This is a genomic window from Ruegeria sp. AK11 (genome assembly GCF_056541095.1).
Genome location: NZ_JBQFXU010000004.1, coordinates 249,892 through 272,028, shown reverse-complemented (window position 1 = coordinate 272,028; position 22,137 = coordinate 249,892). Strand labels below are relative to the sequence as shown.

Genomic DNA, 22,137 nt, shown 5'->3' with positions numbered 1-22,137 from the left:
ACAAAATGAACGCATTTAACAGATTGCTTACCGGTGCGGCGCTAGGATTGGCGCTGGCCGTGACCTCGACTTCGGCAATGGCCGAAACGCCGCCGAACATGCTGGTTATCGCGCATCGTATCGACGACATCACGACGTTGGACCCGGCCGAAAGCTTTGAGTTTGCGGGTTCGGATGTCAGCCGGAATGTCTATCAGAAGCTGGTGAACTTCGACCCGCTCAATCTGGATGCTGGCTATCAGCCCGACATCGCTGAAAGTTGGGATGTGTCTGAAGACGGCAAATCGATTACCTTCAATATCAGGGAAGGGTTGACCTTTCACTCTGGTAATCCGGTGACGGCAGAAGATGTTGAATTTTCACTGCGTCGGGCGATCATTCTAAACAAGACCCCGGCCTTTATCCTGACTCAGTTTGGGTTCACGCCGGAAAATGTCGAACAAACGATTGTCGCGGACGGCAACACTCTGACGATCACGACGGACAAACCCTATGCGACATCCTTCGTTCTGAACTGTCTGACCGCTACCATCGGCGGCATTGTCGATAAGAAGACGGTGATGGAACACGACAAGGATGGCGACTTGGGTAATGAATGGCTCAAGACCAATACTGCTGGATCTGGGGCTTATAGCCTGGTCAGCTGGAAACCCAATGAAAGCGTAACACTGAAGTCGAACCCCGCTTTCTATTTGGGTGCTCCGGCCATGGAGCGTGTGGTTGTCCGCCACGTTCAGGAAAGCGCCAGCCAGCGCCTGTTGCTGGAACGTGGTGATATCGATGTCGCGCGCAACCTGAATCCAGAAGATGTTGCCGGCGCTTCATCTGTTGCCGGCGTAAAGATTGCAGACGAGCTTAAGGGCCGCCTGATGTATGTTTCGCTGAGCCAGAAACATCCCGAGCTGAGCAAGCCTCAGGTTCGGCAGGCGTTCAAGTATCTGGTTGACTATGAAGGGATGCGCGACAGCTTCCTGAAAGGGCAATACACGATCCACCAGAATTTCCTGCCCCAAACCTATCTCGGTGCCTCTGACGAGACGCCGTTTAGCTTTGATGTGGAAAAGGCCAAGGCCCTGCTGGATGAAGCAGGTGTAAGCGGGCTTGAGATTGAAGTAGGTGTGCGTGAAGCGCAGGAACGGATCGAAATCGCCCAGTCGCTACAGAATGCGCTGAGTCAGGTTGGCATCACGATGAACATCACCGTGGGGACCGCCAAACAAATTTTGGCGCGGTATCGTGCGCGGGAACTGGATGTTTACCTTGGCGCATGGGGGCCGGACTATCCCGACCCGCAGACGAACGCAGGTACCTTTGCCTATAACCCGGATAATTCGGACGAAGCCAATGCCACAGGATTGCTGGCTTGGCGGAATTCTTGGGATACCGGCGGGCTGACCGAGAAAACGGATGCGGCTGTTGTCGAAAACGACACCGCGAAACGGGCTGACATGTACAAGGAAATCCAGGCCGAGTTCCGCGAGACTTCGCCATTTGTCATCATGTTCCAGCAGATTGAGCAATCGGCCCTGCGTGAAAACGTGACGAATTTCTCAACCGGTCAGGCGATCACTTCGGCGTCGTATTGGCAGGTGACCAAGTAAATGGCACTGGCCGAAAGACCAACTGAGGGGCGCCGCTCGGCGCCTCTTATCCATTGGATCAAGAGTATCCTGAAAACTCTTGGCACCATCGCAATTACAATGCTGGGTCTGCTTTTTGTGACCTTCATCATCGGTCGCGTGATGCCGATCGACCCGGTGCTGGCGATCGTAGGCGAACGCGCATCGCAATCGACTTATGATGCGGTCTATCAACAGCTTGGTCTTGATAAACCGCTGTTGGTTCAATTTGGATATTACCTTTGGGATGTTCTGCACGGCGATTTTGGCGATTCACTTCTGAATGCCCGCCCGGTTTCTCAGGATATTGCCCGCGTCTTCCCTGCCACGCTGGAATTGGCGACTTTGGGCGTTCTGATTGGAATATTTCTGGGTGTTCCGCTTGGTGTGATCGCCGCAGTCAAGCGCGGATCATGGATCGATCAGATCGCCCGTGTGGTCGCGCTTGTCGGGTATTCAATGCCAATCTTCTGGCTGGGGCTCATGGGGCTTCTGGTCTTCTACGGGATACTCGGCTGGGTTGGTGGCCCGGGCCGCCTGGATATCTTCTATGAAGACCTTGTTCCCACGCGAACAGGGCTGATCTTGCTAGACAGTGCCTTGGCTCAGGATTGGGATGTCTTCCGCAATGCGTTGTCCCATATCATCCTGCCCGCAGCTTTGCTGGGGTACTATTCGCTTGCCTATATCAGCCGGATGACCCGATCCTTCATGCTGGAGCAGTTGTCGGCCGAGTATGTCATCACCGCTCGCGTTAAAGGGCTGTCTGAAAGACAAGTTATCTGGCGCCACGCCTTCAAAAATATCCGGGTGCAACTGATCACAGTGATCGCACTCAGCTATGCCAACTTGTTGGAAGGATCAGTTCTGACCGAGATCATCTTTAGCTGGCCGGGGATCGGCAGCTATATCACGACGGCTTTGCTGAGCGCCGACATGAATGCCGTTCTTGGAGGAACCGTTGTGGTCGGGCTGATCTTTATCTGCCTGAACATATTCTCGGACCTTCTTTACCGTTTCTTTGATCCGAGGTCGAAATGAGCGACATGACCTTGCGCCAGTGGCTGCTGACCGACGAGCCGACTTCGCGCCGCCATGCCAGACTGGCCAGCTTCTACAAAGGCTGGCTGACTTTGCGATCAAACTCGATGGCGATGGTCGGGTTGGCGATCCTTGTCATCCTTGTTCTGGCAGCGCTCTTTGCGCCTTTTCTTGCGCCGCACGATCCCTTTGTTCAGAGCCTGTCCAGCCGACTTCTCCCCATCGGGGCTGAAGGGCACCTGTTGGGAACCGACAGCTTGGGGCGGGATATTCTGTCACGCCTGATCTTTGGGGCGCGAATTACACTGTACATCGTAGCTCTTGTGGCGCTCATCGCACCGATTGCGGGGCTTCTGGTCGGGACTGTTGCGGGATATGTGGGGGGATGGACGGATGTGATCCTTATGCGCATCACGGATATTTTCCTCGCTTTTCCACGACTTGTTCTGGCGCTGGCGTTTGTCGCAGCGCTTGGGGCAGGGATTGAAAACGCGGTTCTGGCAATCTCACTCACGGCGTGGCCTCCCTATGCGCGTATGGCGCGTGCAGAAACCCTGACCATCCGGTCAACCGACTATATCAACGCGATCCGCCTTCAGGGTGCCGGGCCGCTGCGCATCATCACCCGGCATATCTGGCCACTTTGCATCTCATCTTTGATCGTGCGGGTCACGCTGGATATGGCCGGGATCATTTTGGCTGCAGCCGGTCTTGGTTTTCTGGGGTTGGGGGCACAACCTCCAAGCCCGGAATGGGGTGCCATGATATCCGAGGGTCGAAGGTTCATCCTTGATCACTGGTGGGTGGCCACGGTGCCGGGGCTCGCAATTTTCACGGTTTCGCTGGCTTTCAACCTGTTGGGTGACGGGCTGCGGGACGCGCTTGATCCAAAGGACGGTGGGCAATGAACTTACTCGACATCGAAGATCTGTGGGTTCGTTTCCCAACCCGTCAGGGCGTGTTTGACGCCGTGCGGGGCGTGTCGTTTTCGCTGGGGCGCGAGCGTCTGGGGATCGTCGGCGAAAGCGGCTCGGGCAAGTCGATGACGGGACGGGCCATTCTGCGCCTGATCCGAAATCCGGGTATCGTGGAGGCCAAACACATCAATTTGGAAGGCCGAGACCTGATGAAGCTCAGCGAGCGCGAGATGCGTGAGGTGCGAGGGAAGCAGATCTCCATGGTGATGCAGGACCCCAAGTTTTCTCTGAACCCGGTGGTCACCGTTGGCGAGCAACTCATGGAAGCATACCTTCAGCACAATTCCGGCTCGAAGGCCCATGCTAAGAAGATGGCTATCGAGATGTTGGATAACGTCTCAATCCGTGATCCTGAGCGGGTGATGCGAACGTACCCGCATGAGGTGTCTGGGGGTATGGGGCAGCGCATTATGATTGCGATGATGTTGATTCCCAATCCCAAGATACTGATTGCCGATGAACCAACTTCGGCGCTTGATGTCAGCGTTCAGCGGCAGGTGCTGAACATCATGGATGGATTGGTCAAGGAGCGGGGGATGGGTCTGATATTCATCAGCCACGACCTGAATCTGGTGTCTGAATTCTGCGACCGTGTCCTCATCATGTATTCAGGTCGCATCGTCGAGGTTTGCGAGGCTGACAAGCTGCATCAGGCCCAACATCCCTATACCCAGGGCTTGCTGAACTCGCTGCCGCGCCTTGACGAAAAATGCACTCACCTGAGTGTTCTCACACGCGATCCGTCGTGGTCCGAAGCCCCGAGCGTGAGGGGCTGAAATGAAGGCACTGGAAATCAACCATCTGAATGTCTGGTTTGGTCATGCACACGACCGGGTCGATGCGGTGAAAGACGCAAACCTTGAAGTCGCTCAAGGCGAGAGTTTTGGCCTTGTGGGCGAAAGCGGGTCCGGCAAGTCGACAATTCTGAGGGCAATAACCGGACTTGCGCCGCAATGGTCGGGCACAATCCGCGTAGAAGGCCACGCGATATCCGGGTCCCGGCGGGATCGATCATTCTTTCGAACCGTCCAAATGGTGTTTCAAGACCCCTACGCCTCTTTGCATCCGCGGCACACTGTTGATCAGGTCCTCAGTGAAACTATTCATCTGCATGGGTTTGGGGATATCGATAAACGCGTGAGCGATTTGCTCAACGACGTCGGACTTGGGCAAAGATTCCGGTTCCGGTATCCACACCAGCTTTCCGGTGGTCAACGACAACGCGTGGCAATCGCAAGGGCCTTGGCAGGTGAGCCGGATATCTTGCTTTTAGACGAACCCACGTCAGCTTTGGATGTCAGCGTTCAGGCCGAGGTTCTCAACCTGTTGACTGACCTGCGCAAACAGCGCGGATTGACCTATCTGATGGTGTCTCACGATCTTCCGGTTATCGCACATATGTGCGAGCAGTTGGCGGTTATGAGGAATGGTGAAATTGTTGAGGTCATGTCCTCGGAAACTTTGCGTTTGGGGAACCCAAGCCACGAGTATTCCAAGCAATTGTTGACCGCGTCTGTTGCTCCGAACCAATAACGAATGTTCATTCAATCTGGGGTTTGTCCTTCACACGATTAATTCGGGGGTCAGACAATAGGATCCTTTGGCATTTCTGGTGTGGATTCATCCCTATTTCGATAGGGAACGCGACAACACTACAGCGATCGAGATATTGGAAACGTTTACAAATTGTGTAACCGTGAAGCATGCAGGAAATGCAATATAAATTTTAGCAACGAGGTCACTGATGAAAAGCAAGGTGCAAAACTTGGCGATTGCGGTTGCGTTACTGATCGCGCCACCTGTTTCAGCCCAGCAATCTGATTGGTCTTTTTCGGGCACTGCTTATCTGTTCATGGCCGAAACGGATATTTCCCTTGCAACACCAAGTGGAACAATCGACGGCACGTTGAGTTTTTCAGACGCTCTCGAAAACCTGGATTTTGCGTTTATGGGCAGTATTTCAGCGTCTAACGGGCGCTGGTTGTTGCTTGCTGATTACAACTACACCGATTTGGCGTTTAGTAACTCAACTCCCGGCCCGGCGTTTTCGAGTTTGGATACCTCTGCCACCACGCAGTTTCTCAGCGGCTATGTCGGTTACCATGTTTATGAGACACCCGCGATCAGCGTGGCCTTAGCAGGCGGGTTCAGGTGGTTCAGCACGGAAACCACGTTCCGATTGCAACCTGGGGTCGCTGCTGGGCGAAGTGTGACGACCGACGACAACTGGACTGATCCGGTCGTAGCTGCCCGTGCAAGAGTTCGGATTTCTGACAAATGGTCAGGGACCGGGTTCGTGGATTATGGCGGGTTTCGGAGCGGTAGCGAAACCTGGCAAGTTTTGCTGACTGCAGATTATGAAATCAATGACAGATGGCTGATCCGCGGCGGCTACCGGTATATTTCCTTCGATCATGAGATCAACGGCAATGATTTCAGGTTTGACCAATCAGGTCCGCTGCTGGGCGCAACGTACAGGTTCTGAAGACAACGTCAGGCGCATCCCTGATACTAACCTATGTTGCAACAGCGGCGGAGCGCGGTTGTTTCTAAGGGCTGTCGTCGCTCGATAGTCCAGAAACGTACAGTCTGATTTCAAATAAGCTTTTGCTTTTTATGATTATTTTTTACTTTGGTAAATGGCGGAGACGAAGGGATTCGAACCCTCGAGACCCTTCCGGGCCTACTCCCTTAGCAGGGGAGCGCCTTCGACCACTCGGCCACGTCTCCGCCGACGGGTATATCCGTGCAAGCAACGGAAATACAAGGTCAATTCCGCAAAGTTTGGTTTTTTTTGCAGATCTGTCCGAACTCTTTGAAATAGAACGGAATCGCACCGGTTTGCATACACCATTTGTAAGTACGGGTTCACTTTCTTCAGGCCCGATGCAGTTCGTAATATCCTTAGAATCGCGGGCCTTGCCTGTGGCATCTGGCCTGATGTACGAGAATTTGAACGTGGCAAGTCTACAGCGGAGTTCAAGTGCTCGGTTGGCTTTGCAACGTGGAACCGGGTCACGAGTTTTTGCGTGATTGCGTTCCGTGCGCCAGTGCGAACCCAACAACTTATTGAAAAAGCATAGAAAACACATTCTCTTTTTGGAAGTCACGATCCGGTAACGCCGTGATGCGAATCGTTCTTTCGTCGTTGAGGAGAACATCATGTCGCAACATACCGTTCCGTCTGAACCATGGCAGAACCCTGACGAAGCCAATCAAAAGGTAGGCCGGGGTCGGCGCCGTTTGAGTGTGTTGGCGCGTTCCACTCAGGAGGTTTTCAAGGATCACAACGGTGAATCGGACCTTTTTGAAGGGACATGGCCCACGAATTTCTCGAAGGGTTTGCGTCATGACGTGAACGGAATTGTCGACGCGCAGGTCTATACCGAGTTTCTGGAAGAAGTGGCGGATCCGACCTGCACCGACAATCATGGCAATCGGTTGGCGTTGTTCGACACGCCAGCCTATTCCGGGCCCTTCCGCACCGCGCCATCAGAGGGTGGTGAATTTAGGTGGCGTGCGTGGGAAGGGCCAATCCTGGGCCATCGGCTTGGTCTCAACGGATGTGACGCGGGGGGGGTGGGAATTGCACCCGCGCCCCGGCTTGGATCGGATGAGTTGGCGGCGGAGATGGCCGAGATTTACGCGATGGCCTATCTGCGGGATGTGCCGTTCGAATCCATCAGGGATGGTGCCGGTGATGCGGCCAACGTGGCGGGTGCCCTTTGTCAGATGGAATGGTTCCGTCGCGATGGCAGCCCTCGGGACGCTGATGGCGCAGAGATTGGAAAGGTTTCGGCGGCGCGGCGGGTTCGGGACGGTGGCGGCCTGACCCCTCAAACCCTGTTTCGCGGTTGCTCACAGGGCTGTGCACAGGGACCGTATCTGTCGCAGTTCCTGGTACAAGGCCACGATCCACTGACAGCAGATCAAGCGCGCCGACAAAAGCAAAAGCTGACGCAGGCAATGGCCGTCGGGGCTGTTCCCTTCGGCGCTTTGAGGATCGACCAGAAAATCCAGCCGCTGGCGGCGGGCGTGGACTATCTGCGGGATTGGGCTGAGTGGCTGGACGTTCAAAACGGGGCGGACACGACGGCTGAACAAGCCTTTGAGAGCGAGGGAACGAAATTCATTGAAACACCGCGCGACCTTGCCTCTTACGTGCATTTTGACAGAATTTATCAGGCTTTTTTCAATGCCTGCCTGCTGATGCTGGGACAGGGCACGCCGACAGATGAAGGTTTGCCCGAGGATGGATATGCCGGTGTGCGTGATCCAGGCTCTGCCTGGGGCGGCGCGCACGTACTGTCCCTGTTGACGGAAGCCGGGGCACGGGCCCTGAGGGCCGCGAAACGCCAGACGTTTCAGGTGCACAATCGTGCCCGGCCTGAAAAGCTGGGCAGTGTTACGAGTTTGATGGCGAACGGTCACGGCGCAACCCTTGGCGCGGCCGAGCCTTTTGCCGCGACCCATCTGGGAAAACTCGAAGCGGCGACAAGCGAAGGTTTCAGCCTTATGGATGCAATCGCCGCTTCGCCTTCGGTGAAGCGGTTTGCGCATAACGCCATTTCCCATAAGGGCTTGCCGCGAAATGACCGTAACTTGCTGCTTCCGGTTGCTTACCCCGAAGGGTCGCCAATGCACCCGTCTTATGGGGCGGCTCATGGTGCCGTTGCCGGGGCATGCGTCACAGTGCTCAAGGCTTTCTTCAGAACGCACGCTTTGGATGGATTACGGGTTTCTTTGGCTGCGGCTGGTCTGCCTCGGGTCCTTGTGCCAGCTGCGGGGGGTAAGACCCTGATCGACTCGACCCGACCGGAAGACAGTGCAGACTGCCTGACGCTGAATGGCGAGCTGAACAAGCTGGCTGCGAATATTGCACTTGGGCGCAATCTGGCAGGGGTTCATTTCTATAGCGATTATTTCGACAGTATCCGGATGGGTGAGCGTATCGCGGTCGGAATACTGGCAGAGCATATGGCAAAATCACCGACGTCATCGAAAGTGTCGCTGGAGACTTTTGACGGCGATCATCTCAGCATCTCGGGAAAACGGTCTTCTGGCAGTGAAATCCACGTAGCCAATAGTTCGCCTGAATTGTGGTGGACCCGCCACCTGCCAGAGCAGGCAGGTTGGGGCGGATGAGGTTTCAGATTTTTTCGGAGGGAGATTTTTCATGATGCTTACGTACCCGTCAACGATGATGATCTCTCGAACCAGGCTGGAACTGCCGTGGCAAGTATTGATGGCAGATCAGCCCTGCGTTTCAGATACAGATCGGTGTTCGGTGATGGCTGTTTTTCAATCTCCAGGTTGCGTCGATAGGGGGGTGAGTGAAGCCGCCCTGTCGGACTGGAACTCGAGAATTGAAGGGTTCTTTGATGGCAATGGAGTGAGCCCGTTCCTGGTCATGGACCCAGACGACATCGTCGATGGTCAGATATCGACGGGGTTCAAATGGTCTGCCAACCCGCGCGAGCCCCGGGATTGTCTGGGCGAGGATCTGGCCGCCAGTCTTTCGGATCAGGGTTGGGCAAGCAGGGCTGAGCTGCACAATGAATTTCTGGAATATGCGCTGATTTTACGGCCCGGTTCCGACGGCAAAATGCGGCCGAAGCGCTTTGTCGCTACGACCGAACTGATGGAGTGGTGGAGAACCATGGCAGTGTTCGATCTGGATCACTTCCTTTCGGTCGTTGAAACCGTATCCAGATGTTCATATTCCTGCGAAGAGTTGTTCGGGGTTTCGCGAGCAGACTGGTGCGCATTGGATGTGCCTCAACGCATTGCTCGTTTTCACAAAAGACTGGTGGGAACAGATTTTGCCCACCCACCAGAGCATCCGTTGAATATCGAACATGCTTTGTTCATGATCAGAGAAACGAACAGCCTGAGCGACCTGATCGCTACAATGCATCTTTCCTCATTCCCATATGTTGTCGGCAATGGTGAAAACAGAAGGCCCGCGCGGCTTGATGAAGTGTTACATTTTGCCGACCGGAAGGATTTGTATTGTCGCCATGCGGGATCTGGGTTGGCGGGTGAAGCCCTTGATCTGGCCTTCTCCAGGGGCACAGCGACACCGACAGGGCGCGCGATGGCGTTCGCGAATCCTCTGGGGCTTTATATTCGGGCGTTTCACATGTCCGAACTCTTCGTGGATGCGGTGAATGTGCCGACAGATTGGGTGCGTTATCCGCGCGGTGAAGCGGGAATGCCCATGCGCCTTGAGTTCGGGCCGGGCGACGATGATCCGCGGTTTCTGGACGATATCACCATGGGAACAGGGTCGACCGCACGGCCTGCGTCGGGTTATGCGCTTGCCGGCCTGATCGAGGTTGGCCCTTTGATAACAGTGGCGGCCAATCCACGCGCGATCACAAGGGTCGAATTTGTTGAAGTCCCGCCAGTTGATCCAAGCGACATCGTTTGTGGACTGCCGGAAACCCAACGATGCAAACAGATTTCTGAATTTGCGGACCGGACTGAAACCGAGGTCTCTGGCAAACTGGCGCTAACTCGCCAATTCAGTCACTGACAAAGGTTTCAAACCGGCACGGCTTTGACAACGGGCAAAGGTATTTCCGGCGCGGTCATATCGAATATGGCAATCGGGCGACCGGCAGCGTTGGCCGCCGCTGTCAATACAGTCATCAGCGTCGGGTCGGGACTCTGCCAGGCGTCCACATCGAAAAAGGATGCCGGAGTTGTCGGGCGATCGGTTCGCGCGCCGCGATACAGTCGGAACAAGCGCGCCTGTTCCTCATTCATCGCGTCATCTGTCACGCCGGTGTGGTCAAGGGTCACCATGTTGCGCCAGGACACAACCGCTTCGCATGCCGCGTGCCAGACACCTGTCGTCAGATCGGCGGAAAAAGCCGTTCCATAGGTTGGTCGCCCGCCATCCGCATCGGCGCAGACCGCACGCAATAGCAGGCCGACGCCCGAAACCATCCGAACGTGAACGCTCAGATGACGCAGGTAGGTGTTCAGCCAGCTGGTCACGTCGCGCGGCAACGCTGTTTCGGGCAACACCTGGTCGAACCCGTGTGGTCCAAGCGCGTGTTCCAGACATTCAAGCACCGCCCACAGCGCAGCGGCCTCATGCGTTGGTCCCGCTGCGGCCCCCTTCGACGTGATCTGTCCGTTGCTGCCCTGCGCACCCAGAGCAAGGGCATCATTTGGCAGAACATGCGTGGCACCATCCGATGAAATCAGGCTTTCGCGGGTTTCAGGCGAATCCGCGCTGTATTGCAGCGCATAACGTTCGATCGCCTCGAATCCCGAAAGCCGCGCGGCTTCGTTCCGGTTACGCGCTGTGCCAAAGGACACGCGATGTTTCATTGCGCCAGCGGGTGGCACTGTTCCGTTTCGCAAATTGATCATGCGAAAGGCGGTGTGGATCGGAGCACTTTTGGGAAATTCAGCAAAAGAAGGTCCGGAAATAATCCCTGCGTTTTCGGCCAGTTCAATCAGCGCGTCGGTCATTTTTGTTTCCGGATAGGTATGTAACGGGTTATACAAATGGTTGTGGTTGTTAAGAAAGGACTTTTAGTATGGCTCGTTTGACTATTAATCCGAAATACACACTTAAGGATCTTGGGTGTGAAGTTCTGAACGCCGCCCGGAGCAACGCGCTGGGATCACAAGAGGGTCGCGACGCGGCTGAGCGACAGATTCATGAAATCCTTGCTGATGTCGGTAATCCTGCAGTGGAGTTTGTTTATGATTCCAAGAACAAGGTTCATATCGTAATCCCTGATCTGAGCGATAAAGAGCCAGACCCAAATCCCGATCACGAGTCATGGTGCTGCAAGCTGGCCTATGAAGCGATGGGTGGCATTGTCGTTTATGGCTGTGGTTCCTGATCGCAGTATCTGAACTTGCCTGAGGAGTTTATTTGAGTAAGGCAAAAACCAAGATATTCCTGACCGGTCCGTTTCAGGTGATTTGCAACGACGGCCAGGATGCAACACCACGCGGCACCAAGGCGAAAGCGCTTCTCGCCTTGGTGTTGTTGTCTAAGAATGCTGTTCGCAGCAGGGCCTGGCTGCAAGACAAGCTTTGGAGCAAAAGCTCACCTGCACAGGGTGCGGCCTCGTTGCGCAAGGAACTTAGTGTCCTGACCAAGCATCTGGCCGGGTTCGGTCTGGGGTTTTTGGACATCGGGCGCGAGAATGTCTCCATCGACCTGAAAGCGCTTGAAATTGATTTGTTTGATGAACCGCTTCAACCGGATCGCGCCGAGCTTCTGGAAGGGTTGGATGTTGCAGACCCGGAATTTGAAGACTGGTTGGCAGTTGAACGGCAAGCGTATTGGGACGTTGGTTTTGATGAAAATGCGCCTGTCCCGGTTGGCGCGCGCTTTCCATCCCATTGGGGGCATCAGAGACCTGCAATTGTAGTCGAGCCGTTTGAAGTAATTGGTGACGATAACAATATCAACGTTGCGGCGGCGTCGATACGGGACGAATTGCTTTTCCTCTTGGGTACGTTGTCGGATGTCATCGAATTGCGTGATGCGCGCAGGCAAGAAGGGCCTGTCGACGGCTATATGCTAAGCGGCAGCGTGGTAGCGGCCGAAGGACTGCGGGTGGCGGCACAATTAACATCAACCGTGGATCAGGTGTGCCTATGGACCGAACGTTTCCGGTTTCGGGAAAAGGATACGTTTGACGCCGTTGAAGAAATCGCAATGAAAGTTGTCGAAGCGCTTCAACTACGGCTGCGGGATGGTCACTGGTCCGACATCTGGTCAGCACGCGCCACATCCACCGAAGTTTGGACGGCATTTCAGAATGGTCGCATTCAGGAGAGCCTTACGACCAAGGACGGCCTGTTTCGTGCCATCCGCCAGTATGAGGTCTGTTTGCAGCGCGATCCGGACTATCTGCCTGCGCGGATCGCTGTCGGATTCTGCCGCCTGGATCTGATCCGGTTGGGCATGGAAGATTCGCCGGAAAAAACGCTGGCTCTGGTCGAGGCCGACTGCGCCGTCATGCGTGAAAAACACCCGGCGGATCCTTATTGCGCCGCACTCGAAGCGTTTACCCACAGTGTTGCTGGCCATACTGCCGAGGCTTGCCAGCTGATGCGCAAGGTACTTGAGAGGTTCCACAGCAGCCCCGAATTGCTGGGCTATTATGGTGTCTTGTTGATGTATGATGACCGGCTTGAGGACGGAATAGCCACGTATCGGCAGGCCCTCGCGTTAACGCCGCACCCGCCGATCTGGATCGAGGCGAACCTGTCCATGACCCTTGCCCTCTCCGGAGACAAGGCAGCATGGCAGCACGCGCATAATGTCTTGCGAGTGGACCCCGGCAGCGTGCGGGCGCGGGTTGTGTTATGCATGTTGTCCGCCGCCGCTGGCAACCAGTCACTGGCACGCCGGCACGCCCGTCGCATCCTGGAATTGCAGCCCGGTTTCACGGCAGAGCGCTGGGCCTGGCCGGGCTGTTTCAAAAACAGAAAATACTATGACGAAGGTGCACGACTGTTGGCCGAAGCAGGTCTGTGATGGCGTCTAATTGTCGTCCAGCACTTTGCGGGCGACGCGGAAACACTCCAACGCCTGCGGAACGCCGCAATAAATCCCGACCACGTGGATGATGGCGCGTATTTCTTCTTTGGTCACCCCGTTGGTGATGGCACCCCGGCAGTGGATTTCCCATTCATGCATCTTTCCCAGTGCTCCGATCATGGACAGGTTCATCATCGACCGCGTTTTTGCGTCGATCACGTCATCCCCCCAGCCAAAACCCCAGCACCAGGCGGTCATGGCTTCCTGAAACGGGCGGGTGAAATCATCTGCTGCTGCAAGGTTCTTTTCCACATAGTCCGCGCCCAGTGTATTCTTCCGTTGTTCCAACCCTTTCAGGAACAGGTCTTCGTCAAATAAGTCGGCCATTACGGGTCTCCGGTTTGTCAGCGTGTCAGGCGGTGTTTGTATGCGGGATCGTAGTGTGATTTCATCCGGTGGTGCACCTGTATACCCGGTCCGGCATGTCCACTATGTCGATATACCCAAGTGCTTTGGGCAAAATCCGGTCAATTTCGCAAGGGTGCCAGTCCTTGGGCATCAGCGTGGTTGATCTACCCGCTCAAGGGTAGGGCAAGCAGGTTATGTCTGCCTGGGGTGGGTTTCATTCCACGGCCTCGCGCATCCATTGTTGCAACTTGGCGATTGAGTGTTCGGACATCACACCGCAGCCCGGATCCAGCACCAGCGGGCCGGGGCAGTAACCACGGGATCTGAGGCCGCGATGCACGGATTCCACAAGCCGGATGTCTTCTTCGACCGTTGTTTCCCTGTCCTGAACGGCCAGTTGCCGGATCACCGCGCTTTCCGAACCACCTTCAGTGTACCAACCGCGCCAGACGGTGCAGTGATCCGTGTCATTTGCGCGCCAGTGATATGTGTTCAGCACATTGCCCGGATAGCACTGGAACGAAAACATCGGCCACAGGAACCAAGACTGGTAATCGCCCGCATGAGGCACCGACAGGTCGATTGGGTAAGTCATCTTGTCGAGGCTCTGACATTCGGTCGTGTGGCGCAGCACGAAACCGCCGCCTGCATCGGGTTGGATGTCGTAGGTTTCGGGCTTGACGACACCTTCAGCGAAAGTCGGGTGGTTGCTCGGGCAGTGATAGCATTCCGAATAATTCTCGACGCTGACCTTCCAGTTGCAGTGTTCCGGAATCTCGACCCATTCCAGCGGCTCAAGCTCGTCGACATGCGGGACAAATGTACGGATTTCCTGCCGCACTCCGGGATACCAGTCATCCATCGGGGCTGCGTTGTCGTCGAGATTGACGAAGATGAATCCATTGAAGATTTCGGTTCGGACCGCCGTCAGGCAGATTGCACTGCGGTCAAATCCGGGGACGGATTTGATATTTGGACCTGCGCGCAGCTGGCCGGACAACTCGTAGGTCCACGCGTGGTAAGGGCAGACGACGACGCGGGTGTTTCCTGCGCCCGAGATCATTTCATGCGCACGGTGCTGGCAGACGTTATAGAAAGTGCGAATTTCGCCATCGCGCCCGCGAATGCAGAACAGGTTTTGCCCGGCGATCTCAAAAGCAAAGTAATCCCCTGTTTCCCGAACCTGCGCGACATGGCCTGCGAATTGCCATGTTCGGGCCAAAAGCCCCTGCATCTCCTTCTCGAAAATGGCAGGGTCGGTATAGTAGCGCGCGTCCAGTGAGTGGGTCAGCGGTACGTTCATTCGGGTTCCTCCGCATAGATGCCAAGCTGATGGCGACGACGATGGAAACGTTCGACTCGTTCGACGATCTCGTCGCTGGATACCGCGATCACGAAAGACAGCAGCGTTTCCAGCAGCGCGATGGTCGAAACGGATGACGGGAAAAACTGCGGGGTATCTGCTGCGACGACAAACCCGTGATGGGCGTTCAGGATCACAGGGCTGGCCGGACTGTCCGAGATACCTATGACAGTCAGGCCCTGCTGACGTGCCAGTTTGACCGCCTCGATCACTTCCGTACGGTAGGGATGACAGGTGATCGCAATCAGCACGTCCTGCTCATCGGCCCAGGCCAGATCGTCCATTGGGGTTGAACCGGGGCGGGGGATTGCATGAAACTGCTTCATCCCGGTCGAAGCCAGATAAGTAAAGTTGCGCGCGTTGGAGTTGTTGACGCCTACGCCGAGTGTGAAAATCTGGCGAGAATTCCAGATGGCTTCGGCAGCAGATTTCAGGCGGTTCGCGTCGATCCCTGCAAATGTTTCCTCGATATTCCGGATCGCGGCACCGATCATATCGGCATACAGCCCGCCCAATTCACCGGATTTGCCGATGTCCTGAAGCCATCTGGCGCGGTCTGGAAACGACACGCGCCCTTTTCGGATCGCGTCGCGAAAGGGTTCGCGAAAATCTTCGTACCCTTCAAACCCCACTTGCCGCGCCATGCGCACGAATGTGTTGGGCTTGACCTTTGCCGCCTCGGCAATTTCGCGCACGGTTGAAACCCCTACATCCGTAGGGTTTTCCAGAACGTAACGCGCGGCTTTCTGCGCCTCAGGGGTCAGGGCGTCCCACTCTTCGGTCAGGCGATCCAGAACAGTTGATGATACATTTGTGTCATTCATGATTGACGATGGTACAAATGTGGAATTAGCCTGTCGAGCAGAAAAGCGACTCGGGAAGAGGAAAAATCATGTCCGGGAATGAACTGCCGTCACACGCACGCGTGGTCATCGTCGGGGGCGGCGTCATGGGTGTTGGTCTGGCTTACCATCTGGCCCATGAAGGCTGGGGCGAAGAGACTGTTCTGCTGGAAAAGGCCGAGCTGACCAGCGGCAGTACATGGCATGCGGCAGGGCAGATTACGCATTCAACCTCAAGCTTTGGTCTGGGCAAATGCGTCGATTATAACATCGGTTTGTATTCCGGCCTGCTTGAGGCCGAGACAGGTCAGCCTGTCACATGGCATGGCTGCGGCTCGTTCCGTCTTGCCTATACCGAGGATGAGATGGACTGGCTGCGCCACACGCTTTCGGTGGGCCAGTCGCTGGGCTTCAATATCGAACTTGTCGGTCCCGAGAAGGTGGCCGAACTGCATCCGTTTTATAACCTCGAAGGTGTTTTTGGCGCTCTGCACACGCCGGATGACGGGCATGTGGACCCGACAAACGTGACCATGGCGATGGCAGCCGGGGCACGCCAGAAAGGCGTGCGCATCTTCCGCAGTTGCCGGGCGACGAACATCACGCAGGGCGCAAATGGTGAATGGATTGTTGAGACCGAACGGGGTGCAATCATCTGCGAGCATGTGGTGAACGCGGGTGGCACCTACGCGCGCCAGATGGGCGAATGGTCCGGGCTGCAACTGCCCATGACGTCAATGACGCACCATTATTTTGTGACTGAACCGGTGCCGGAATTCCAGAATCTGGACAAAGAACTGCCGGTGATCCGCGATGACCGCAAAGTCTCGGGTTATATCCGGATGGAGCAGCAGCGTGGCCTGATCGGAATATACGAGAAAGAGAATCCGAACTCGGTCTGGCATGATCACTGCCCGTGGGAGTACGAGAACTGGTTGTTCGACGCGGATTATGACCGGGTAATGCCATGGCTAGAGGAAAGCCTGAACCGGATGCCGATCTTTGCGGAACTGGGTATTCAACGCGATGTGCATGGGGCGATTTCGCACCCGCCGGACGGCAACCCCCTGATCGGTCCTGCGCCGGGTGTGCGGAATTACTGGTGCTGTTGCGGGACGCAGATCGGGATCGGCTGGGGCCCGGGTCTGACCCGAGAACTGGCGCGCTGGATGGTGCATGGGGCTGCCGATATCTCGATGCGGGATTTCGATCCGCGCCGCTTTGGCAGCTATGCCACCAAAGACTGGCAAGTGATCAAGGCGGAAGAAGATTACTGCTTGCGGCACGAAATCCCGTTTCCACACTTCAATCGGCTTGCAGGGCGTCCGATCAAGCCGTCGCCACTGTACGAATTGCTGAAATCCAAGGGCGCGGTACATGAAGAGGTCTATGGCTTCGAACGCCCCCGCTGGTTCGCCCGGGACGGCGTGGAACAACGCGATCACTATTCCTTCCGCCGCACTCCTGCCGACGACATGGTTGCGGCCGAGGTCAAGGCAGTGCGCGAACGTGTCGGCATCATGGATGTCACCGCCTTCACCAAAGTCGAAGTATCGGGGCCCGATGCTTATACTCTGCTGGATCGGTTGACTGCTAACAGGATGCCGCAAAAGGTTGGCTCGATCACGCTGACCCATATGTTGAACCGCCGTGGCCGGATCGAGTTGGAGACAACGATTGTCCGCATGGCCGAAGACCGCTTCTATCTGGTCTGTGCAGCGTTCTTCGAACAGCGCTTGCTTGATCATCTGGCGCATCATCGCAAGGGTGAAGATGTGCAGATCAACGCGCTGTCGTCAGAATGGTCGGCCTTGTCGCTGAACGGCCCCAGATCACGCGAAGTTCTGGCGCGCTGTACGGCTACCGATCTGAGCAATGCCGGGTTCCGCTGGCTGTCGGCGCAAGAGGTCACCATTGCCGGTCATAAACTCTGGGCGTTTCGCATATCTTATGCGGGCGAACTGGGTTGGGAGCTGCATATGCCCAACGCTGCCTGCCTCGACGTCTACAATGCGCTATGGGCTGCGGGTGAGGCGTATGGCATTGCGGACTATGGCAGTTTCGCCATGAACGTGATGCGGATGGAGAAGGGCTTCAAAGGGGCAGGCGAGCTGACAAACGAAGTCACGCTGGCAGAAGCTGATGTGCTGCGCTTTGCCCGTACGGACAAGGGCTACCTGGGCAAGGACAAGACGTTGAACACCGATCTGCCATGGGTATGTGCCTATCTGCAAGTCGAGCCGGATGGCGAAATTGATGGCCATGGAGGCGAGGCGGTGACGCTGGACGGGCGTGTCATAGGCTCGACAGCTTCGGTCGTATTCGGCCACACGGTAGGTAAGATATTGGCCTTTGCATACATCAAATCCGAAGCAGCAAAAGCGGGAACCGAGTTGGAGGTCGTGATTCACGGCAAGCCGCGTTCGGCCCGAGTACTGGATAAGCCCGCCTACGATCCAGACAGCCTGCTGCCCCGCACAGACGCAGTAGTGGAGACCGCCTGATGAGCCTGCCCGCCACAATGAAAGCCATGGTCACGATGGGCCACGGAGGGTTAGAGCAGATAGTTTGGCACGATAAATGGCCGCGTCCTGAACCTGCGGAGGGTGAAGTGCTGATCAAGGTTGCGGCATGTGGCCTGAACAATACGGACGTCAACACGCGGTCGGGTTGGTACTCCAAGACGGTCACAGCCGCAACGACCGGTGGTGCGTTTGAAGAGGTTGGCGAAGAAGATCCCACCTGGGGCGGTAATCCGATCACCTTCCCGCGAATTCAAGGGGCCGATATCTGCGGGCATATCGTTTCCGTCGGCGAAGGTGTTGACCAGGCACGTATTGGCGAGCGTGTCATCACGGATGGCTGGCTGCGCGATCCGGTGGAACCCGACAATATGGACAAGACTGGTTATTTCGGCTCGGAACGGGATGGTGGTTTTGCCGAATACGCGACAACTCTGGCGGTGAATGCTGTGGCAATCACCTCGAACCTGACGGATGCTGAACTGGCAACTTTTTCCTGCTCTTACTCCACCGCCGAAGGCATGTTGACCCGTGCCAATGTGACCGGCGAGGATACGGTTTTGGTTCCAGGTGCTTCCGGCGGTGTGGGCGGTGCGCTTGTGCAACTGGCCAAACGGCGCGGCGCGCGTGTGATCGCGATGGCATCCGAATCCAAACACGCGGACGTGGCCAGGCTTGGCCCTGACGTCATTCTGCCACGCGCTCCTGCGAACCTGCGCGAGGCGCTGGGCGTAGAAAAGATCAGTGTGGTCGCAGATGTCGTGGGCGGACCATACTGGCCGAACCTGATCGACATTTTGGAACGGGGTGGCCGCTATACCTGTTCGGGCGCAATTGCAGGCCCGATCGTCGAACTTGATCTGCGCACATTCTACCTGCGCGACCTGACCTTCACCGGTTCGACCGTCATTGACCCTCAGGTCATGAAGAACCTCGTAACATACATCGAGGCTGGTGAGATCAAGCCAGCGCTTGCCGCGACATACGCGCTGAAGGAACTCCGAGAAGCACAAGCCGCGTTCATCGCGAAAGAGCACACCGGCAACATCGTGGTGATGCCATGACGCTTGACGATGTTCTCGAAGCTGCCCGGCAAATGCACCATGCGCATCCGGACCTTGCTGCGTTCGCGCCTTGGCCGGGTGATCTGACCCCGACGGGGTTGGATGCCGCACCCATTCCCGCAACGAGGCTGGTGGCAGCCTTCGATCTTGTTGAAGACACGCCAACCCGTGACTTGATCGCGGCGGTCAAAGCGACGGCGCATCTGGCACATTGGAAACACACCTACACCGAAGACGAAGTTGGTGCGGATTTCCTGAACCGATACGGCTATTATGAGTTGTTAGGTCCTACCGGACATTTTCACTCGACCCTGCTGCGTGGCTACATCGCGTATTGGGGGGCTGGCCTGAATTACGATTGGCACAGCCATCAGGCCGAAGAACTCTACCTCATTCTTGGCGGAGGTGCGTTGTTCAAGGTCAATGGGAACGAAACATATCTTGGAGCCAATCAAACACGCTTGCACGCAAGCTGGCAAAGTCATGCCATGGTCACCACAGATCAGCAGATCCTGACTTATGTTCTGTGGCGCGGTGAAGGCATGGGTGATCTGCCCCGGATGGATATCGCATGAAGATCAAATCTATCACAGTATTTCACGTCGACCTCCCACTGGAGCATCCATATTGGTTGTCTGGTGGGCGACTGAAATTCGAAACGCTTGACGCGACACTCGTGAAAATCGAAACCGATGCGGGGTTTGTTGGCTGGGGTGAAGGGACGCCATGGGGCCATACCTATGTGCCCGCGCATGGTCCGGGTATCCGCGCCGGAATTGAAACGATGGCGCCGTTCATTCTGGGCCTTGATCCGCGGCGGGTTCTGGATGTGGAACGGGCTATGGATCTTGCCTTGCCCGGGCACCTTTATACCAAAAGCCCTATTGATATGGCCTGCTGGGATATCGCGGGTCAGGTGGCGGGCGTGCCGATTGCCGATCTGATGGGGGGTGGATCGCGGACACCGCGCCCGATTGCGTCCTCGGTCGGGGCGAAAACTGTAGACGAAACGCGCGCGGTCCTAGAGCGTTACCGCCAGCGGGGCTACATCGCACATTCCGTGAAGATTGGTGGTGACGTTGAACGGGACATCGCGCGTGTTCGCGATGTCGAGAGTATTCGGCGACCCGGGGAAATCGTTCTTTACGATGTCAATCGTGGCTGGACGCGTCAGCAAGCGTTGCGTGTGATGAGCACCTGCGCGGACCTGAATGTCATGTTCGAACAACCTTGTGAGACGCTGGATGACATTGCTGCAATCTCGGGGCTTCACCCGTCACCCGTTTCAGTGGACGAAAGCCTTGTGACTTTGCAGGATGCGGCCCGTATCGCCCGCGATGGTCTGGCTCAGATTTTCGGGATCAAGTTGAACCGCGTCGGCGGGCTGACCAAGGCTGCACGCATGCGGGATATCGCGCTGGCCCATAGGATAGACATGTTTGTAATGGCCACAGGCGGTACGGTTCTGGCCGATACCGAAGCATTGCATCTGGCCGCGACCATCCCGGATGACAACTGCCTTGCCGTATGGGCCTGTCAGGACATGATCACGGTCGATATTGCCGGGGGGCGTGGGCCCCGGAATGTTGATGGTCACCTGCATTTACCCGAAATGCCGGGGCTTGGAGTGCACCCAGACGAAAGCGCGCTGGGCGATCCGGTGGGGGTATATGAATGAAAATCAACAAGATAACGCTCTGGTCTGTTGATCTGACAAGTCACGAAACGTACCATATGGCTGAAGGTAAGACCTGCGCCACTGTGAAATCCCATGTCCTGAGCCTTGAAACGGACACCGGTCACAGGGGGTGGGGTGAGGTTTGCCCGATCCCGCATTACCTGCCGGCCTATGCGGATGGGGTGCCGGGTGCCATTGCTGAGATGGCGCCTGAAATCCTCGGGATTACCCCATTTGGTGCAGACGCCCCCATGCGCAAGCTGGACGGGTTTCTGCAAGGGCATCAATACGCGAAATCGATCGTCGATATCGCGCTTTGGGACCTGTTCGGTCAGGCGGCAGGGATGCCGGTTTATGCGGTGTTGGGTGGGCGAGCGCAGGCGGATATGCCGCTCTATCATTCAATCACTTGCATTGCGCCGGACGAGATGGCGCGCATTGCTAAATCCGCTTTTCAAACTGGTATCCGCCAGTTTCAGGTTAAGCTGGGCGTCGAGGGCGATTGGCAGGCGGATGCCGAACGGTTGATCAAAGTGCGCGAAGCCGTGGGAACCGGGCCATTGGTTTACGGTGACTGGAATTGTGGAGCATCGCGATTGCAGGCGACCCGTACGGGGCGTGCGGTGGCACATCTGGACGTGATGTTGGAACAGCCCTGCAAAACGCTGGAGGACTGTGCCGCTGTCCGTCAGGCTACCGGTCTTCCGATGAAAATCGACGAGAGTGCCTTTGATCTTGCCTCGCTGATGCGTGCGCATGACCTCGGGTGCATGGATGCGGTGGCGCTTAAACTTTCAAAATTCGGCGGATTGTCGGCAATGCGTCGTGCGCGGGACCTGACCGTGCATCTGGGCGCCGAGATTTGCGCGGAATGCACATGGGGGTCTGATATTATTACCGCGGCTTCACTCCACTTTGCGGCGTCGACGCCGAAGAGCTCCCTGATGAACACGTGTGACTTGTCGTCGTACGTGGCCCCGCGTCTGTGTCCTGATGCACCAAACCGTGAAAACGGCCGGATTGCTCCGCCCGAAGGTCCGGGATTAGGTGTGACCCCTGACCTCGAAATTCTTGGCACCCCGATTTTGGAGATTGATTGA

The 22,137-nt window shown here is 56.3% G+C and carries 19 protein-coding genes and 1 tRNA gene; 15 read left to right on the top strand and 5 right to left on the bottom strand.

All coding sequences use genetic code 11. From position 1 onward, the window contains the following. Window positions 1–5 precede the first annotated feature (5 nt). The 6 genes from ACR0D9_RS13065 (at window position 6) to ACR0D9_RS13040 (ending at window position 6,122) form a co-directional block, all read left to right on the top strand. Window positions 6–1,601, top strand: a complete 1,596-nt coding sequence (locus tag ACR0D9_RS13065; protein ID WP_480486515.1) for an ABC transporter substrate-binding protein — start codon at window positions 6–8, stop codon at window positions 1,599–1,601. Next, window positions 1,602–2,660 carry an ABC transporter permease gene (locus ACR0D9_RS13060; RefSeq protein WP_480486517.1) on the top strand — a complete coding sequence of 353 codons (1,059 nt, stop codon included), beginning with the start codon at window positions 1,602–1,604 and terminating at the stop codon, window positions 2,658–2,660. Then, a complete protein-coding gene (locus tag ACR0D9_RS13055; protein ID WP_480486519.1) occupies window positions 2,657–3,568 on the top strand; it encodes an ABC transporter permease in 912 nt (303 codons plus the stop codon). Before ACR0D9_RS13060 ends, ACR0D9_RS13055 begins: the two co-directional genes overlap by 4 nt. Beyond that, window positions 3,565–4,413 carry an ABC transporter ATP-binding protein gene (locus ACR0D9_RS13050; protein WP_209598734.1) on the top strand — a complete coding sequence of 283 codons (849 nt, stop codon included), beginning with the start codon at window positions 3,565–3,567 and terminating at the stop codon, window positions 4,411–4,413. Before ACR0D9_RS13055 ends, ACR0D9_RS13050 begins: the two co-directional genes overlap by 4 nt. 1 nt (window position 4,414) lies before the next feature. Continuing rightward, complete coding sequence (locus ACR0D9_RS13045) at window positions 4,415–5,170, top strand: ABC transporter ATP-binding protein (RefSeq protein WP_209598733.1); 756 nt, start codon at window positions 4,415–4,417, stop codon at window positions 5,168–5,170. A gap of 211 nt (window positions 5,171–5,381) precedes the next feature. After that, a complete protein-coding gene (locus ACR0D9_RS13040; RefSeq protein WP_480539066.1) occupies window positions 5,382–6,122 on the top strand; it encodes an outer membrane protein in 741 nt (246 codons plus the stop codon). Window positions 6,123–6,277: 155 nt separating this feature from the next. Here ACR0D9_RS13040 and ACR0D9_RS13035 read toward each other — a convergent pair. Further along, a tRNA-Ser gene (locus tag ACR0D9_RS13035) sits at window positions 6,278–6,367 on the bottom strand. Window positions 6,368–6,799: 432 nt separating this feature from the next. Between ACR0D9_RS13035 and ACR0D9_RS13030 the strand changes: the two genes are divergently transcribed. Together ACR0D9_RS13030 and ACR0D9_RS13025 are read left to right on the top strand one after the other, a co-directional pair. After that, window positions 6,800–8,782 (top strand): phosphatase PAP2 family protein, encoded by a 1,983-nt coding sequence (locus tag ACR0D9_RS13030; protein WP_480539064.1) that lies wholly within the window; start codon window positions 6,800–6,802, stop codon window positions 8,780–8,782. Window positions 8,783–8,813: 31 nt separating this feature from the next. Next, complete coding sequence (locus ACR0D9_RS13025) at window positions 8,814–10,175, top strand: hypothetical protein (RefSeq protein WP_480539062.1); 1,362 nt, start codon at window positions 8,814–8,816, stop codon at window positions 10,173–10,175. Window positions 10,176–10,183: 8 nt separating this feature from the next. Here the strand turns inward: ACR0D9_RS13025 and ACR0D9_RS13020 are convergent, their stop codons facing one another. Continuing rightward, window positions 10,184–11,125, bottom strand: coding sequence for a YcaO-like family protein (locus ACR0D9_RS13020; protein ID WP_480482956.1), 942 nt, complete (start codon window positions 11,123–11,125; stop codon window positions 10,184–10,186). A 68-nt stretch (window positions 11,126–11,193) separates the two neighbouring features. On the opposite strand from ACR0D9_RS13020, the gene ACR0D9_RS13015 reads away from it, so the two are divergent. After that, window positions 11,194–11,505 carry a hypothetical protein gene (locus ACR0D9_RS13015; protein WP_480482958.1) on the top strand — a complete coding sequence of 104 codons (312 nt, stop codon included), beginning with the start codon at window positions 11,194–11,196 and terminating at the stop codon, window positions 11,503–11,505. 32 nt (window positions 11,506–11,537) lie between these two features. Further along, window positions 11,538–13,157: a hypothetical protein gene (locus ACR0D9_RS13010; protein ID WP_480482960.1), complete on the top strand. Its 1,620-nt coding sequence runs from the start codon at window positions 11,538–11,540 to the stop codon at window positions 13,155–13,157. Between the two features lie 6 nt (window positions 13,158–13,163). On the opposite strand, the gene ACR0D9_RS13005 is transcribed toward ACR0D9_RS13010, so the two are convergent. The 3 genes from ACR0D9_RS13005 to ACR0D9_RS12995 form a co-directional block, all read right to left on the bottom strand. Next, window positions 13,164–13,547 carry a carboxymuconolactone decarboxylase family protein gene (locus ACR0D9_RS13005; protein WP_480482962.1) on the bottom strand — a complete coding sequence of 128 codons (384 nt, stop codon included), beginning with the start codon at window positions 13,545–13,547 and terminating at the stop codon, window positions 13,164–13,166. 235 nt (window positions 13,548–13,782) lie between these two features. Next, a complete protein-coding gene (locus ACR0D9_RS13000) occupies window positions 13,783–14,871 on the bottom strand; it encodes an aromatic ring-hydroxylating oxygenase subunit alpha (protein ID WP_480539060.1) in 1,089 nt (362 codons plus the stop codon). Next, entirely contained in the window at window positions 14,868–15,755 is an 888-nt protein-coding gene (locus tag ACR0D9_RS12995) for a MurR/RpiR family transcriptional regulator (protein WP_480486532.1), read from the bottom strand. The genes ACR0D9_RS13000 and ACR0D9_RS12995 overlap by 4 nt, the downstream gene beginning before the upstream one ends. 68 nt (window positions 15,756–15,823) lie before the next feature. Here ACR0D9_RS12995 and ACR0D9_RS12990 point away from each other — a divergent pair, with 68 nt between their 5' ends. The 5 genes from ACR0D9_RS12990 to ACR0D9_RS12970 are packed head-to-tail and all read left to right on the top strand — an operon-like array spanning window position 15,824 to window position 22,137. Further along, a complete protein-coding gene (locus ACR0D9_RS12990) occupies window positions 15,824–18,277 on the top strand; it encodes an FAD-dependent oxidoreductase (protein ID WP_480539058.1) in 2,454 nt (817 codons plus the stop codon). Beyond that, window positions 18,277–19,359, top strand: a complete 1,083-nt coding sequence (locus ACR0D9_RS12985; RefSeq protein WP_480486535.1) for an alcohol dehydrogenase family protein — start codon at window positions 18,277–18,279, stop codon at window positions 19,357–19,359. The genes ACR0D9_RS12990 and ACR0D9_RS12985 overlap by 1 nt, the downstream gene beginning before the upstream one ends. Beyond that, on the top strand, window positions 19,356–19,934 hold the full coding sequence (locus tag ACR0D9_RS12980) for a dimethylsulfonioproprionate lyase family protein (RefSeq protein WP_480539056.1): 579 nt from the start codon (window positions 19,356–19,358) through the stop codon (window positions 19,932–19,934). The genes ACR0D9_RS12985 and ACR0D9_RS12980 overlap by 4 nt, the downstream gene beginning before the upstream one ends. Beyond that, window positions 19,931–21,037, top strand: coding sequence for a mandelate racemase/muconate lactonizing enzyme family protein (locus tag ACR0D9_RS12975; RefSeq protein ID WP_480486537.1), 1,107 nt, complete (start codon window positions 19,931–19,933; stop codon window positions 21,035–21,037). Before ACR0D9_RS12980 ends, ACR0D9_RS12975 begins: the two co-directional genes overlap by 4 nt. Continuing rightward, a complete protein-coding gene (locus ACR0D9_RS12970) occupies window positions 21,034–22,137 on the top strand; it encodes a mandelate racemase/muconate lactonizing enzyme family protein (RefSeq protein WP_480482976.1) in 1,104 nt (367 codons plus the stop codon). The genes ACR0D9_RS12975 and ACR0D9_RS12970 overlap by 4 nt, the downstream gene beginning before the upstream one ends.

Excerpts from the sequence above, each read along its gene's own strand:
- ACR0D9_RS13065 (WP_480486515.1), top strand. The coding sequence starts at position 6 with ATGAACGCATTTAACAGATTGCTTACCGGTGCGGCGCTAGGATTGGCG.
- ACR0D9_RS13060 (WP_480486517.1), top strand. The coding sequence starts at position 1,602 with ATGGCACTGGCCGAAAGACCAACTGAGGGGCGCCGCTCGGCGCCTCTT.
- ACR0D9_RS13055 (WP_480486519.1), top strand. The coding sequence starts at position 2,657 with ATGAGCGACATGACCTTGCGCCAGTGGCTGCTGACCGACGAGCCGACT.
- ACR0D9_RS13050 (WP_209598734.1), top strand. The coding sequence starts at position 3,565 with ATGAACTTACTCGACATCGAAGATCTGTGGGTTCGTTTCCCAACCCGT.
- ACR0D9_RS13045 (WP_209598733.1), top strand. The coding sequence starts at position 4,415 with ATGAAGGCACTGGAAATCAACCATCTGAATGTCTGGTTTGGTCATGCA.
- ACR0D9_RS13040 (WP_480539066.1), top strand. The coding sequence starts at position 5,382 with ATGAAAAGCAAGGTGCAAAACTTGGCGATTGCGGTTGCGTTACTGATC.
- ACR0D9_RS13030 (WP_480539064.1), top strand. The coding sequence starts at position 6,800 with ATGTCGCAACATACCGTTCCGTCTGAACCATGGCAGAACCCTGACGAA.
- ACR0D9_RS13025 (WP_480539062.1), top strand. The coding sequence starts at position 8,814 with ATGATGCTTACGTACCCGTCAACGATGATGATCTCTCGAACCAGGCTG.
- ACR0D9_RS13020 (WP_480482956.1), bottom strand. The coding sequence starts at position 11,125 with ATGACCGACGCGCTGATTGAACTGGCCGAAAACGCAGGGATTATTTCC.
- ACR0D9_RS13015 (WP_480482958.1), top strand. The coding sequence starts at position 11,194 with ATGGCTCGTTTGACTATTAATCCGAAATACACACTTAAGGATCTTGGG.
- ACR0D9_RS13005 (WP_480482962.1), bottom strand. The coding sequence starts at position 13,547 with ATGGCCGACTTATTTGACGAAGACCTGTTCCTGAAAGGGTTGGAACAA.
- ACR0D9_RS13000 (WP_480539060.1), bottom strand. The coding sequence starts at position 14,871 with ATGAACGTACCGCTGACCCACTCACTGGACGCGCGCTACTATACCGAC.
- ACR0D9_RS12995 (WP_480486532.1), bottom strand. The coding sequence starts at position 15,755 with ATGAATGACACAAATGTATCATCAACTGTTCTGGATCGCCTGACCGAA.
- ACR0D9_RS12990 (WP_480539058.1), top strand. The coding sequence starts at position 15,824 with ATGTCCGGGAATGAACTGCCGTCACACGCACGCGTGGTCATCGTCGGG.
- ACR0D9_RS12985 (WP_480486535.1), top strand. The coding sequence starts at position 18,277 with ATGAGCCTGCCCGCCACAATGAAAGCCATGGTCACGATGGGCCACGGA.
- ACR0D9_RS12980 (WP_480539056.1), top strand. The coding sequence starts at position 19,356 with ATGACGCTTGACGATGTTCTCGAAGCTGCCCGGCAAATGCACCATGCG.
- ACR0D9_RS12975 (WP_480486537.1), top strand. The coding sequence starts at position 19,931 with ATGAAGATCAAATCTATCACAGTATTTCACGTCGACCTCCCACTGGAG.
- ACR0D9_RS12970 (WP_480482976.1), top strand. The coding sequence starts at position 21,034 with ATGAAAATCAACAAGATAACGCTCTGGTCTGTTGATCTGACAAGTCAC.